Genomic DNA, 12593 nt, shown 5'->3' on the forward strand with positions numbered 1-12593 from the left:
GCGCGCGGACGCCGCGTCAGCAACCGAGCGCCTCGGTGATGGGCACCGACGATTCCGGGTCGCCGTTGCCGAAGCGGATCGTGCGCCCGATCGTGCACGGCGCGTGGAGTGTTGCTGCGATGACCGCGGCGACATCCGCGCGCGACACCGCACCGCTTCCGTCCGGGTCGATCCGGATGCGCGAGGTGGGGGCGTCGAATGTGAGCGTGCCGGGGCCGAGGATCGTACCTTCGAGGCCGCTCGCGCGCAGGTGCTCGTCTGCAGCCCACTTGGCGTCGGCGTAGGGGTAGAACGAGTCGCCTTCGGGAACACCGTGATCGGCAGTGGAGCCGAGCCACGAGACCATGACGTAGCGGCGGACGCCGGCGCGCTCTGCCGCGTCCATCGACCGCTGAGCCGCGTCGCGGTCGACCGCGTAGGTGCGCTCGGGCGATCCGCCGCCGGCACCTGCCGACCAGACGACGGCATCGTGCCCGCGGATGATCTCGGCGAGCGCCTCGACGTCCATGTTCTCGACGTCGGCGACGAGCGCTCGTGCTCCACCCGCTTCGACCTCGGGCGCGTGCTCCGGGTTGCGGATCACTCCCGTGACCTCATCGCCCTGAGCGACGAGCAGCGGTGCGAGCAGGAGGGCGATGCGGCCGTGGCCGCCGAAGACGATGATGCGCGACATACCTTCACCCTACGCGCCCGTCCCGACGTCAGCGCGGGGTCTGCTCGCTGTCGATCACGAACGCCTGGGGGTGGCTCGGCAGGTAGCGCACGACGACCGGTTCACCGCTGGGAAGGTAGACATCCCGGTCGGGATACACGGCGGGCGTGAAGAAGTTGCTCTCGAGCGTGTACTCCACACCCTCCGCGGTCGTGAAGGTCACCCAGTCTCCGTCCATCGTCGCGGTCGTCGGACGGCCGTGGTCGTGGATGTAGGCACGCGTGACGGGGACACCGGTCAGGCTGAGGATGCCGATCGCGAGCGAGCCGACCATCAGGAAGGCCAGGAACCGGGCCGCGACACGGAAGACACGGCCCCCGATCTCTCCTCGGGGGCGGCCTGCCGAGCGCAGCAGGCCCTCGCGTTCGCGGACACGACGCAGCGCCTCACCGGGCACCGCGCCCCGCGCCGACAGCGCGAACAGACCGAGCGTGGAGAACCCCGCGATGAAGACGACGGCATAGCCGTGCGACGCCGGGAAATCGACCAGCCAGATGAGCGTGTCCATCGGATTCATCGCGTCGCCTCCTTCTCGATCGTCACCGCGACGGTCTGCGGGTCCTCCCGCCGGTAATACGCCCACACGGGAGCACCGACCTGGAGATGCGGGATCGCCTGCGGGTACACGAACACCGTGGTGTCGGCCTCCCAGGTCGCCGCGTCCTCGGGAGCCATCAACACGCGCAGCGCGAGTTCGCTCTGCCCCTCCCGTCGTCGACCGGTCGGGCGCACCTCCAGCACCGAGGCGGGCACCGGGATGCCGCTCGTTCGCGCCCGCACCTGGGTCGGATCGATCAGGCCGCGATCGATCCGCCACTGCAGCATCGCGTCGCGGACCTCGGGGTCGCTGAGGTCGGCGAGTTCGACCGTGTCCTGGTCGGTCAGGCTGTAGCGCACCGGAACGGGGAGTCCCACCTGGAGCGTGCCGATCTCGGACGCATCCACCAGCATCCGCAACTGCCCGATGAACTCCTCAGCCGTGCTCGGCGTCACGCGGATGAACATGTCGTACTGCGGGACGTCGTTCACCGTCACCCCGGTGCGGGAGACCTCGACGATCGTGCCGACCCCGATCTGCGCCTCACCTCGGACGCTCCTCCGACGCCCGAGTCCGGAGAGCATTCCGCCGAACGTCAGCAGCAGTCCCCACGCGACGCCGATGATGATCGGAGCGCCGAGCGTGTCCTCTCCGGCGAACGGCAGGATCGAGTGTCGCTGGTCGACCCCGAAGAGCCCCTCCCCGACCCAGATCGCGAGCCACGCCGACAGGAGGAGCCAGACGATGAGGAGGATGATGCGGAGCATGACGATCAGCGTACCGATGCATCACTCCGGCTCCGGCCCACGCCCTCGTCCTCTACACTCGGCTCAACGCCGACCCGACACGGCGCCCCCTCGACACCAGGACGATGATGCCCACACCGTTGATCGAGCGCGAGATCACCGCGCCCGTCGCCCTCACCACCGCCGACGGAAGTCTGAATCACGACGCGCTGGGCTGGTCGCGGACGCCGCTGCACGACACGTCGGGGATCCCCGGACGTGGGCACTGGGGCCGCAACAAGCGGTGGGAGTACTGGAACGTCATGACGGCGTCCCACATCATCGCGTTCACCGTCTCGTGCGTCGACTACATGGCGTTGCATGAGGTGTGGGTGCTGGACCGGGCGACCGGCGAGGAGATCGGCACGACGACGATCTCACCGGGAGGGCGCAGCGCCACGCTCCCGCCGTCGCTCGGAGACGGGCCCGCCCGCGCACGCACCCGCCGGATCACCCTGGACGTCGACGAGTCGTTCGACGGCACTCGGCTGCGCGGAACCGCTCCTCGCGTGTCGTTCGACATGCTCGCGACCCGCCCGCCGGGGCACGAGTCCCTCGGCGTCGTGGTGCCGTGGCGGCGCGGAGACGAGATCTCCCGCTTCCAGTACACCGTCAAGGATGTGGCGCGGCCGGTCACCGGAACCGTCACGATCGACGGCACCCCGCATGACGTGCCGCCGGGGAGCTGGGCGGTGCTCGACCACGGCCGCGGACGTTGGCCCTACCGCGTGCACTGGAACTGGGCGGCAGGGAGCGGACTCGTCGACGGTCGCGTGATCGGTCTGCAGCTCGGCGCGAAGTGGACGGATGGCTCCGGCGCCACCGAGAACGCGCTGCTCGTCGACGGCCACCTGTCGAAGATCAGCGAAGAGCTCGTCTGGGACTACGACCCGCAGGCCTTCATGAAGCCCTGGCATGTGCACGGGACGACCGCCGATCTCGCCTTCACCCCGTTCTACGACAAGCGCTCGCGCACCGACGCCGTGGTCATCGCGAGCAGGACAGATCAGCTGTTCGGCGTATGGTCGGGGTGGGTGACCGACGACACCGGGGCCCGCGTGCGCGTCGACGGCATCGAGGGATTCGCGGAGGAAGTCCTCAACCGCTGGTGACGGCCCCGGTGGTGACGGTCGCGTCTGCGGACCGCAGTGCCCGCTGCACGCCCTTCGCCGCCGAGCGCCCCGCACGGTTGGCGCCGATCGTGCTCGCCGAGGGTCCGTACCCCACGAGCTGAACCCGCGGGTCCACGACGGCGGTCGTGCCGCGGCCGTTCCTGTCGAGTTGGATGCCACCTGCCGCGGTCCGCAGGCGCAAGGGCGCGAGGTGACTGATCGCCGGCCGGAAACCCGTCGCCCACAGGATCACATCGACGCGCTCGAAGCTCCCGTCGGCCCACCGCACGCCATCGGGCTCGATGCGCTGGAACATCGGCCGTCGAGCGGCGTAGGCGCCGAGGCGCTCGGCTTCGCGCTCCTGCGGACGCAGCATGAGCCCGGTGACGCTGACCACGCTCTCGGGCGGGAGCCCTGCGGCGACACGCTTCTCGACGAGGGCCACGGCCGCCGCCCCGGCCTCGGGGGTGAAGTCGTCGTTCCGCCACACCGGCTCGCGGCGGGTGACCCAGAGCGTCTCGGTGAGCGGCGCGAGGGCGCCGAGGAACTGCACGGCCGACGCTCCGCCTCCGACGACGAGGACCCGCTTGCCGACGAAGTGCTCCGGCCCCGGGTAGTCCACGGTGTGCAGCTGCTCGCCCAGGAACGTCTCCATCCCGGGGAAGTGCGGCAGGAACGGATGCGACCACGTTCCGGTGGCGTTCACGAGCGTGCGTGTCGTCCACTCCCCCTCGTGCGCCCGTACGACGAGCATTCCGCCCTGGTCTTCGACCCGTTCGACGTGCACCGGACGCAGCACGGGGAGCGCATGCGCCCGCTCATAGGCGCCGAAGTACGCGGGGACGGCCGCGTTGGCGCGTGCGGTGTCTCGCGGCGGAGGACTGTCGCCCGGCAACTCTGCGACGCCGTGCACATCCTGCATCGTGAGCGCGTCCCACCGATGCTGCCAGGCGCCACCCGGACGCTCGTTCGCGTCCAGCACCACATGCGAGATGCCCAGCCGGGAGAGGTGGAACGACGCCGAGAGACCGGCCTGCCCTGCGCCGATCACCAGACTGTCGAGGATGCTCACGATGAACAGAACGCCCAGAAGGTCGGGGATGTTCCGGCGACGACGACACTCCCGGGCGCTCCGCACCGATTGGTGCTGGCGCTGACTCGTGTAGTACTCTTTTCAAGTTGCTCCGGCTACTTCGGAGCGGCGTTTGGGCCTGTGGCGCAGCTGGTAGCGCACCTGCATGGCATGCAGGGGGTCAGGGGTTCGAGTCCCCTCAGGTCCACCGAGAAGCCCCCGGATATCCGGGGGCTTTCTTCGTTTGCGGATCCTGTTTCGTCGCTCGCGGACCTCGCCAGGCACCTGAAGCCGTGAGACCGGGGCTGCTGCGTCTACCGCGCTCCTGGGTGCGCGTCAACCCGATCGCGTCCGCATGACGGGCGACGTACCGTGAGCGGCATCCGACGAAAGGAAGCGCTCATGTCGAATCCCCTCATCCCTCCCGTGCCCCCGGTGTCCACTGGTGGCAACGACGAAGTGCCCACCCGAGAAGTGGACGGGGAGCGCGTTCTCGATCAGGACGTCGACGATGCTCTGATCGACAGTGCCGAGGCCGACCGCGTCGCCGCCGGAGACGACGAGGACACGGGCGTCTGAGCGTCAGGTCCGAGCGTCTGAGCGTCAGGTCCGGGCGTCAGGAGAGCTCCCGCAGATCCGACGTCATGTCTCCGCCTGCGTCCCCCGTGTTGACCGTGCCCTTCGGCTCGAACAGGATCGCGTGGACCTCCTCTGTGGCCTTCGGGCAATGCTCGACACCGCGCGGGACCACGAACACGTCGTTCGGATCGAGGACGACATCGCGATCGCGGAGCTGGATGGTCAACTGCCCGCTCACCACGAGGAACAGCTCGTCGGTGTCGGGGTGCGTGTGCCAGACGAACTCGCCCTGAAGCTTGACGACCTTGACGTCGTAGTCGTTGATGCTCGTCAGCCGATGCGGCTGCCAGTGCTCGGTGATCGCGGAAAGGGCCTCGTGCACGTTGCGGACGTCGTCTGCCATGCACTCGAGCCTATCCGGGCGCCCGCACGACGCACGTAGACTTCCAGACATGGCTTCCGCGTTGGCGACACGACCCGGGAAGAGCTTTCGCGGCGTCTTCCAGGGCGTGCTGCTGGTCGGGCTGCTGGCCACCGGGATCATCGTCGGTCTCCTGGCGATGCACACCCTGAATCTGCACGGCACCGCAGCGGCGGACGCCCCTACGTCTCTCTCGGCGTCCGTCTCCGAGCCGGCTGCGGCACACCACGTCAGCGCGGCGGCGCACGACTCCGGTCACGGGTCAGGCGACCGCGACATGTCCTGTGCGGGGTGCGGAACCGACGATCACGCGGGCATGGCGATGGCGTGTGTGCTCGCTCTCCTGCTGCTCCTGCTCCTGGTCGCCCCGCCGCACCTCCTGCGGGCATGGACGCGACTGTTTCTCTGGTCGCCTCTCGACGGGGTGCCGGGGCGCGGGTCCTCCCCACGCGCCCTCTCTGCACGTTCTCTGCATCAGTCGTACCTGAGCCGACACGAGCCGACGTTCCCACGCCAGGCTCACCGCTCGCACCGGCGCGACGCCATCCGGCCGCGCTGACGACTATGCACATTTGGAGAACACATGAAGATTCGTGCTGCGGCCGTGTCCGCACTCACCCTGTCCGCCGTCCTGATCCTGTCCGGTTGCGCCGATGGCGCCGATGACGGCTCCACGCCCGGCATGGACCATGGCTCGAGCGCCGCATCCACCGAGGCGAACGACGCCGACGTGATGTTCGGCTCGATGATGATCGTGCACCACGAGCAGGCGATCGAGATGAGCGACATCGTGCTCGCCGCGGAGGACGTAGACCCGGCGGTGACCGCCCTCGCCGAGCGCATCAAGAATGCGCAAGGCCCCGAGATCGAGCAGCTCGAGGGCTGGCTGGACGAGTGGGGCGTCGAGGCCGAGGACCGCGACGCCGTCGGGATGGACCACGGCGACGGGATGATGAGCGACGACGACCTCGCCGCCCTCCAGGCCGCCGACGGCGCTGAGGCGTCGCGGTTGTTCCTGGAGCAGATGATCGTGCACCACGAGGGCGCGGTCGAGATGGCCCAGGCGCAGGTCGACGACGGGGAGAACCCCGAAGCGGTCGAGCTCGCCCAGGCGATCATCGACGCCCAGAACCAGGAGATCCAGGAGATGAAGGACCTCCTGGCCGCTCTCTGACGACGCTCGACGGGGCCGGTGCCGGAGCGTTCGGCCGGCATCGGCCCCACCCCGTACGAAGGACCACACCATGAACAACCCCGGGCCCACGTCTCCCGTATCCTCTCGCCGATGGAGGATGTCGGCAGTGCTCGCCGTGCTGGCGGTCGCCGGCCTCACCCTCGCGGGATGCGCCGCCCCCGCCCCGGAGGCCGCCGGACCCGCACCTGCGGACGAGATCCTCGCCCGCTATGACCTCGCAGGCCTCGACGTCGGAGAGGTCATCGAACGGCTCGACGCGATGCCGATCGAGGACCGCCCGACCGACCTGCTCGCGTCGGTGCAACCGGACTCCCTCGTGCTACGCGATGACACAGGACGAGAGACGCGCATGCCTCTCCCCGCGGACGAGGTGTACATCTCCGTCGCGCCGTTCCGCGAACAGACCCACGAGTGCCACTTCCACAGCCTCACCACCTGTGTCGGAGAACTCGCCGACACAGAGCTCCGCGTCATCCTGACCGGCGACGACGGAGAGGTGTTGATCGACGAGACACGGCGCACGTACGACAACGGCTTCGCGGGACTCTGGGTGCCCCGCGGCGTCTCGGCAACACTCACGATCGAGCACGCCGGACGCACAGGGAGCGCGCCGATCTCCACCACATCACCCGATGATCCGACCTGCATCACGAACCTGCAGCTGGTCTGAGAATCGCGGACGAAGAGGAAAGCGCGCCTCCTCGACGATCGAGGAGGCGCGCTTCTGCCACAGCTCTCGGCGCGGCGGCTACGTGGTCGCGAGCGGCGGACGATGGGCGATCGAGATCGGGCGTGTCGCCCTGCTCGACCCTCGCATCCTCTCGACGTCTTCGAGCACCTCGAAGACGGTCCCGTAACGGCTCGCGAGCGGAAGGTCGCGCAGCCAGGTCACCTCGACCTCGGTCTCGGCGAGCTCGTACACGCAGGCGACCACATGTCGCGGATCGTTGGGTGCGTAGCGAAGATCGTTGATCACCCATTCCGACGCGGTGATGCGGTTCAAGATGAACCGCGGATCCGGAAGTTCAGACATCTGGGGGCCCTCCAGGACTCTCTCTTCCTCAAGAGTGCGGCCCTGACCGTGGCTGGGGAAGCCCCTTGACACCGCGCGCCGAGGATGCGGTGGGCGGACGATCGCCGCTACGACACGGATTCGACCCCGCCGGCGGACGCGACCTGCGCACGCCACCACGGCGTCTCGATGAAGCCGCGCTTCATGAAGACCAGCTCCATCGCCGCGTTCCACCCGCGGACGCCCTTGAGATGCGCGATCGTCCCGGTGAGGAAGTCGTGCAGCGTCTCGGTGCTCGGCAGGATGATCTCGCAGTACAGCGAGTTCTCCTCCAGGGCGGCCGCGAGGAATCGGACCGATACGTGGTGGGCGAGCGTCTGCGCCACCGCCGCGATCCGCGAGGGCTCGACCCGCAGGATGAGCAGCGTCTCGGCGCTCATCCCCAGTGCGGATGCCGGCACCATCGTCACCGTGGTCAGGCAGCCCGCGTTGCGCATCCGCTCGTACCGGCGACGAACGCTGCTCTCGTTCATGTCGAGCGTGTCGCCGATGGACTGGAACGACGCCCTGCCGTTGTGACGCAGTTCTTCGACGATCGCCCGGTCGGCGTCGTCGAAGTGCGTCGGATCGCAGGTGTTGGGCGCCGGCATGTACGACTGCGGGTCGGTCGTGGCCTCGGCATGTGCGTCGTAGAGCTGCCGCCCCCAGTCGAAGCTCACCTTGTAGGTGTGCACGACGAGATCGCTGCGCCAGCGCTCGACTCCCGGTATGGCCTGCAGGTCGGTGAGCACGTGCGCGTACGTCGCGGAGTCACCCGGGATCACGACCTCGGCGAAGACGTCGAACTTCCCGGTGACCAGCGTCACGAATCGCACGTACGGCGACCCGATCAGCGCCTGCGCGACGCCCAGCTGAGAGCCCGGGGTGCAGTTGATCCGCACGAAGAACGTCTCCACGTGGCCTTCGCTGCCGAGCGTCGGCACGATCCCGACCCGCACCAGTCCCTCAGCGAGCAGCTGCTGACCGCGGCGCGTGACGGTGGACACCGGAGCACCGGCGAACTCGGCGATCGAGGTCCAGCTCGCCCGTCCGTCCTGCTGCAACGCGACGACGATCCGGCGGTCGAGGTCGCTCACTTCCCTCGTCAGGTGGATACCGCTCATCGGGTCGGCGGGTACACCCGGTGCAGGAACGTGCGCACCGTCTTCGTCCACGCCTCTGCCTCCTCGATCTGCGGGGAGTGCCCCGATTTCTCGAACACCACCATCTCGGAGTCCGGGATGAGATCGGCGATCGTCTGGCTACACGATACTGGCGTGATCCAGTCCGTCCGCCCCACCGTGATGAGTGTCGGCACACCGATCTCGGGCAGTCGCGGCTTGAGGTCGTAGTTCGGGAGGTTCACCGAGAAGGCGTAGTTGTGGGCGCGGTACCGGTACGGCGTCGCCTGCACCTTCCGCTCGACGGCCTCCGGGTCGTAGGTGAAGTCGTAGAGCGGCAGGATCTCCCGCCAGCAGTCCTTGAGGTCCTCGTCGTCGCGGACCTGACCGACGTCGATGCGATCGAACTTCTCCATGTCGATCGTCACGCGGTCGGAGGCCAGGGCGTTCTCGCGCGCAAGGTGAGCGTTGGAGTTGTCGGGAGATGTGTCCCGCAGCACCATCGCAGCCACCCGATCCGGGTACCGCAACGCGTACTCCATCGCCATGAAGCCGCCGTACGAGCCGCCGGCGATCGCGATCCTGTCGGCGCCGATCCACTCCCGCAGACCGTCGATGTCGGCGGCCCACTGCTCGTGACTGTAGGTGCCTTCGCCCTCGCTCTGGCCACTCCCGCGAGCATCGAACACCACGACACGGTATTCGTCGGCGAGGCGCCCGAAGCTGGCCCGAGGCTCCGCGCGGGAGCCGAGCCCCGGTGCGCCGTGGTGCGTGATGATGACGGGCGCGCCCTCCGGGCCGAGCACCTCGACGGCGAGATGGTTGCCGTTGATCTCGACCCACTCGTGGGCGCTGGTCGCTGCGGCGAACTCCGGGGATACGGGCGGGGTGGATGTCATGTCGTGGTCTCTCTCTCGGTTCCGGGGCGTCAGAGCGCGATGATGCAGTCGTCGAGGCTGCGGGGGAAGGTGGTCAGAGGCTCGGCACCTGTGGCGGTCACGAGCATGCTGTCGCTGATGCGGTACCCCGCATGGCCGGGGACGTAGATGCCCGGCTCGTTGGAGACGACCATGCCCTCCTGCAGCAGCGTGGCGTCGCCGTCTTCCAGCCACGGGGCCTCGTGCATGCCGAGTCCGATGCCATGCCCCTGGCGATGGCGGATGAACTCGCCGAGCCCGGCGTCGCGGATCACGTCGAGACAGAGCCGGTTCGCCTCGCGGCACTCGAGTCCGGCGCGGATCGTCTCGCGTCCGCGCAGCTGTGCCGCGTGGATCGTGTCGTGATAGCGCCGCTGCTCGGCGGTCGGCTCCCCGAGCACGAAGGTCCGCTCGCCCTCGATGAACCTGCCGCCGACCGCGCACCCGAGCGAGAGCATGAAGGTGTCTCCCGCCTTGAGGCGGTTCACCGACGGCAGGCCGTGCGGGAACGCGGAGTTCGCCCCCGAGTACACCAGGCCGCCCGCCAAGAGCGAAGCCACCACCACGTTGCGGTGCTCGGCGTACATGATGCCCGTGCCCGTCGCGGTGACATGGCGCTCGAGCTCGGCCTCGGTGGGGAGCTCGCCCCGGGCGGTAACAGCATCAACCACCAGCTGCACACCGGCGTCCAGCATCCGATCCGTGACCCGTGCCGCCTCGCGGTGCAGCGCCACCTCCTCGGGGAACTTGACGTACCGGATCCGTGTGAGAAGGTCCGAAGGGACGAGTGCCGCCTGCCCCATGGCGGCCTGCGCCGCGGACAGCCGCTGGTACGGCATCGTCGACGCGAAGCCGACCCGCCCGCGCGGCATCACCGCGGCGGCGAGCACCTCGAACGGCGCGACCACGCCCGGGTACTCGAAGAAGGCGACGAGCTCGGCCCTGGACGACTGCGAGTCCGCGTACTCCCGCTCCAGCTCCGGCAGCAGCATCACGATGCGGCCGGTGGCCTCGATCCATATCGCCACCGGACGCTCTGAGGGGTGGTGGAAGAAGCCGGTGAGGTACGCGATGTCCTCCGGATGATCGGTGAGGAAGGCGTCGAACCCCTCCTCCGCCATCTGCGCACGCACACGTGCCTGCACGCGGTCGAAGAACTCGGGTGCGAGCCGCTGATCGAATTCGGCCATCTCATGCTCCTATCGGGCGAGGTGACGCGGGTTGCGCGCGTCGTTATAGGCGATCGAGAGGAGGGTCGCGGAGAGCACCAGGATAAGGATCGCGATGGAGGGGAAGAGCGTCAGCCACCACGCGCTCACCATCGCGCCGGCCTGCTGAGCCTCGTACAGGATGCGACCCCACGACCAGGTCGTCGGGTCGCCGAGGCCGAGGAACGCGAGTCCTGCCGCCGAGAGCACGGCCCGCGACGCGGTCACGACCACGGACACCACCACCACGGGTGTCACCGCCGGAAGGACGTGCCTGGTGATGATCCACACGGGGGAGGTCGTCATCAACCGCGAGGCGTCGACGTAGGGAAGGCCGACCACGGTCAGGGCCTGCGATCGCACGAGGCGCGTGACCTCGGGCCAGGAGAACGCCGCGACCACGAAGATGATCGTCGATGTGCTCGGCCCGACCAGGGCGGCGATCAGGATCATGAGCGGCAGCACCGGCAGCGAGAGCGTCATGTCGACGATCACGCTGATGACGCTGTCGAGTCGGCGGAAGTAGGCGCCGAGCACGGCGATGATCGTGCCGAACACGATCGCGATCACGGATGCGGCGACCGCGACGAGCACGCTCTGCTGCGTCCCCCAGATCACCTCGGAGAACACGTCGCGGCCGAGCGCGTCGGTGCCGAACCAGTGATCACCGCTCGGCGGACGCAGCACGTCGGGGCCGTAGCTGGCCGGGTACGGTGCGATCAGAGGGGCGGCCAGGGCGACGATCACGAGCAGCACGAGCAGCCCGAGGGAGATCATGCCGAGCGGGTCGCGGCGGAACGCACGCCAGGTGTGGGCGCTCGCCCGCTCGCTCCCCGCGGCGGTCGGCTCGCTCGGGGCGAGGGTCTCTGAGGAGGGCATCGGAGCGGTCATGAGGTCTTCACTCTCGGGTCCAGGTAGCCGTAGATGATGTCGGTGATCGTGTTCGCCACGACCACGGTGACGGCGAGCATGAGGAACGCTCCCTGCAGGACGGGGAAGTCGAGCTGGGTGACGGCCTCGTAGATGCCGCGGCCGATCCCCGGATAGGCGAACACCGTCTCGGTGAGCACGGCACCGCCGACCAGGAATCCGAGTTGCAGACCGATCAGCGTCGTCGTCGGCAGCAGGGCGTTGCGCAGCGCGTGCTTCCAGAGGATGCGACCGCCGCGGATGCCGTTGGCCTTCGCCAGGAGGATGTAGTCCTCGCCGAGTGTCTCGATCAACGTCGAGCGCATCGTGAGCACGTACGAGCCGACCTGGATCAGCATGAGCGACACGGCGGGCAGCACGAGGTGCTGTGCGACGCTGAGGTACCACTCGAAGCCGTAGGTGTTGTTGGTGTACGCCCCGCCGATCGGGAACCAGCCGAGGTTCAGGCCGAAGACGAACAGGAGCAGGATCGCGACGCTGGGGACGAACAGCGACTGTCCCGTCACGCCGACGACCTGCACCGCCCTGTCGATGAAGCGTCCCTTGTGCGAGGCGGCCGCGACCCCGAGCGGGACGCCGATGACGATCGTGAGCACCAGCGCGGTGATCGTCAGCAGCAGGGTCCACGGCAGTCGCTGCAGCAGGACATCGGTGACCGGGATCGACTGGGTGAACGAGATCCCCATGTTCCCCTGCAGCAGCTGCCACATGTACAAGCCGTACTGCACGATCAGGGGCTGGTCCAGCCCGTACTGCTCGAGGATGGTCGCCCGGATGTCGTCCGTCATGTTCGGGCTCGCCAGCGCCAGGGCCGGATCGCCGGGGAGCAGGCGCAGGAGCAGGAACGTCACGGTCACGGCGAACCAGATCGTGAGCAGACCTCTCCCTGCGCGACGGAGTATGAACGATGCTCGGGACACCCGGGCGACCTTCCTCGAGAGTGCGGTGGTGG

Annotated in this window: 16 protein-coding genes and 1 tRNA gene; 6 read left to right on the forward strand and 11 right to left on the reverse strand. The window is 68.6% G+C overall.

Going from position 1 to position 12593, the window contains the following annotated elements; translation table 11 throughout:
* Window positions 1–16 precede the first annotated feature (16 nt).
* Genes K1X59_RS11490 through K1X59_RS11500 form a run of 3 tightly spaced genes read right to left on the reverse strand, consistent with a single transcriptional unit; the run spans window position 17 to window position 2017 of the window.
* Window positions 17–673: an SDR family oxidoreductase gene (locus tag K1X59_RS11490; RefSeq protein WP_183150210.1), complete on the reverse strand. Its 657-nt coding sequence runs from the start codon at window positions 671–673 to the stop codon at window positions 17–19.
* 28 nt (window positions 674–701) lie between these two features.
* Window positions 702–1229, reverse strand: coding sequence for a hypothetical protein (locus K1X59_RS11495; RefSeq protein ID WP_183150211.1), 528 nt, complete (start codon window positions 1227–1229; stop codon window positions 702–704).
* Window positions 1226–2017: a hypothetical protein gene (locus K1X59_RS11500; protein WP_183150212.1), complete on the reverse strand. Its 792-nt coding sequence runs from the start codon at window positions 2015–2017 to the stop codon at window positions 1226–1228. The genes K1X59_RS11495 and K1X59_RS11500 overlap by 4 nt, the downstream gene beginning before the upstream one ends.
* Before the next feature lie 104 nt (window positions 2018–2121).
* Here K1X59_RS11500 and K1X59_RS11505 point away from each other — a divergent pair, with 104 nt between their 5' ends.
* The gene (locus K1X59_RS11505) at window positions 2122–3147 is read left to right on the forward strand and encodes a DUF2804 domain-containing protein (protein WP_244631928.1); all 1026 of its coding nucleotides are present in this window, start codon (window positions 2122–2124) and stop codon (window positions 3145–3147) included.
* Here the strand turns inward: K1X59_RS11505 and K1X59_RS11510 are convergent.
* The gene (locus tag K1X59_RS11510; RefSeq protein WP_183150214.1) at window positions 3134–4219 is read right to left on the reverse strand and encodes an NAD(P)-binding domain-containing protein; all 1086 of its coding nucleotides are present in this window, start codon (window positions 4217–4219) and stop codon (window positions 3134–3136) included. The genes K1X59_RS11505 and K1X59_RS11510 overlap by 14 nt on opposite strands.
* A 135-nt stretch (window positions 4220–4354) precedes the next feature.
* Between K1X59_RS11510 and K1X59_RS11515 the strand changes: the two genes are divergently transcribed.
* A tRNA-Ala gene (locus K1X59_RS11515) sits at window positions 4355–4427 on the forward strand.
* A 194-nt stretch (window positions 4428–4621) separates the two neighbouring features.
* The gene (locus K1X59_RS11520; RefSeq protein ID WP_183150215.1) at window positions 4622–4798 is read left to right on the forward strand and encodes a hypothetical protein; all 177 of its coding nucleotides are present in this window, start codon (window positions 4622–4624) and stop codon (window positions 4796–4798) included.
* 37 nt (window positions 4799–4835) lie between these two features.
* On the opposite strand, the gene K1X59_RS11525 is transcribed toward K1X59_RS11520, so the two are convergent.
* Window positions 4836–5201, reverse strand: coding sequence for a cupin domain-containing protein (locus tag K1X59_RS11525; protein WP_183150216.1), 366 nt, complete (start codon window positions 5199–5201; stop codon window positions 4836–4838).
* A gap of 49 nt (window positions 5202–5250) precedes the next feature.
* Here K1X59_RS11525 and K1X59_RS11530 point away from each other — a divergent pair, with 49 nt between their 5' ends.
* The 3 genes from K1X59_RS11530 to K1X59_RS11540 all read left to right on the forward strand — a co-directional run bounded on the left by K1X59_RS11530 (window position 5251) and on the right by K1X59_RS11540 (window position 7084).
* Window positions 5251–5778, forward strand: coding sequence for a hypothetical protein (locus tag K1X59_RS11530; RefSeq protein WP_220173415.1), 528 nt, complete (start codon window positions 5251–5253; stop codon window positions 5776–5778).
* A 24-nt stretch (window positions 5779–5802) separates the two neighbouring features.
* Window positions 5803–6393 carry a DUF305 domain-containing protein gene (locus K1X59_RS11535; protein ID WP_183150217.1) on the forward strand — a complete coding sequence of 197 codons (591 nt, stop codon included), beginning with the start codon at window positions 5803–5805 and terminating at the stop codon, window positions 6391–6393.
* 118 nt (window positions 6394–6511) lie between these two features.
* Entirely contained in the window at window positions 6512–7084 is a 573-nt protein-coding gene (locus K1X59_RS11540) for a CueP family metal-binding protein (RefSeq protein ID WP_258566814.1), read from the forward strand.
* A 78-nt stretch (window positions 7085–7162) separates the two neighbouring features.
* Here K1X59_RS11540 and K1X59_RS11545 read toward each other — a convergent pair whose 3' ends face one another.
* The 6 genes from K1X59_RS11545 to K1X59_RS11570 all read right to left on the reverse strand — a co-directional run bounded on the left by K1X59_RS11545 (window position 7163) and on the right by K1X59_RS11570 (window position 12561).
* Window positions 7163–7447, reverse strand: a complete 285-nt coding sequence (locus K1X59_RS11545; protein WP_183150218.1) for a hypothetical protein — start codon at window positions 7445–7447, stop codon at window positions 7163–7165.
* Between the two features lie 107 nt (window positions 7448–7554).
* Window positions 7555–8562, reverse strand: coding sequence for an Lrp/AsnC family transcriptional regulator (locus tag K1X59_RS11550; RefSeq protein ID WP_244631932.1), 1008 nt, complete (start codon window positions 8560–8562; stop codon window positions 7555–7557).
* Between the two features lie 23 nt (window positions 8563–8585).
* Entirely contained in the window at window positions 8586–9485 is a 900-nt protein-coding gene (locus tag K1X59_RS11555; protein WP_183150219.1) for an alpha/beta fold hydrolase, read from the reverse strand.
* Between the two features lie 29 nt (window positions 9486–9514).
* Entirely contained in the window at window positions 9515–10693 is a 1179-nt protein-coding gene (locus K1X59_RS11560; RefSeq protein WP_183150220.1) for a Xaa-Pro peptidase family protein, read from the reverse strand.
* Between the two features lie 9 nt (window positions 10694–10702).
* Window positions 10703–11602 carry an ABC transporter permease gene (locus tag K1X59_RS11565; protein ID WP_258566815.1) on the reverse strand — a complete coding sequence of 300 codons (900 nt, stop codon included), beginning with the start codon at window positions 11600–11602 and terminating at the stop codon, window positions 10703–10705.
* Complete coding sequence (locus K1X59_RS11570) at window positions 11599–12561, reverse strand: ABC transporter permease (protein WP_183150221.1); 963 nt, start codon at window positions 12559–12561, stop codon at window positions 11599–11601. The genes K1X59_RS11565 and K1X59_RS11570 overlap by 4 nt, the downstream gene beginning before the upstream one ends.
* Window positions 12562–12593 lie beyond the last annotated feature (32 nt).

This window comes from Microbacterium sp. Se5.02b, from assembly GCF_019464375.1.
In the GTDB taxonomy this organism is placed as follows: Bacteria; Actinomycetota; Actinomycetes; order Actinomycetales; family Microbacteriaceae; genus Microbacterium.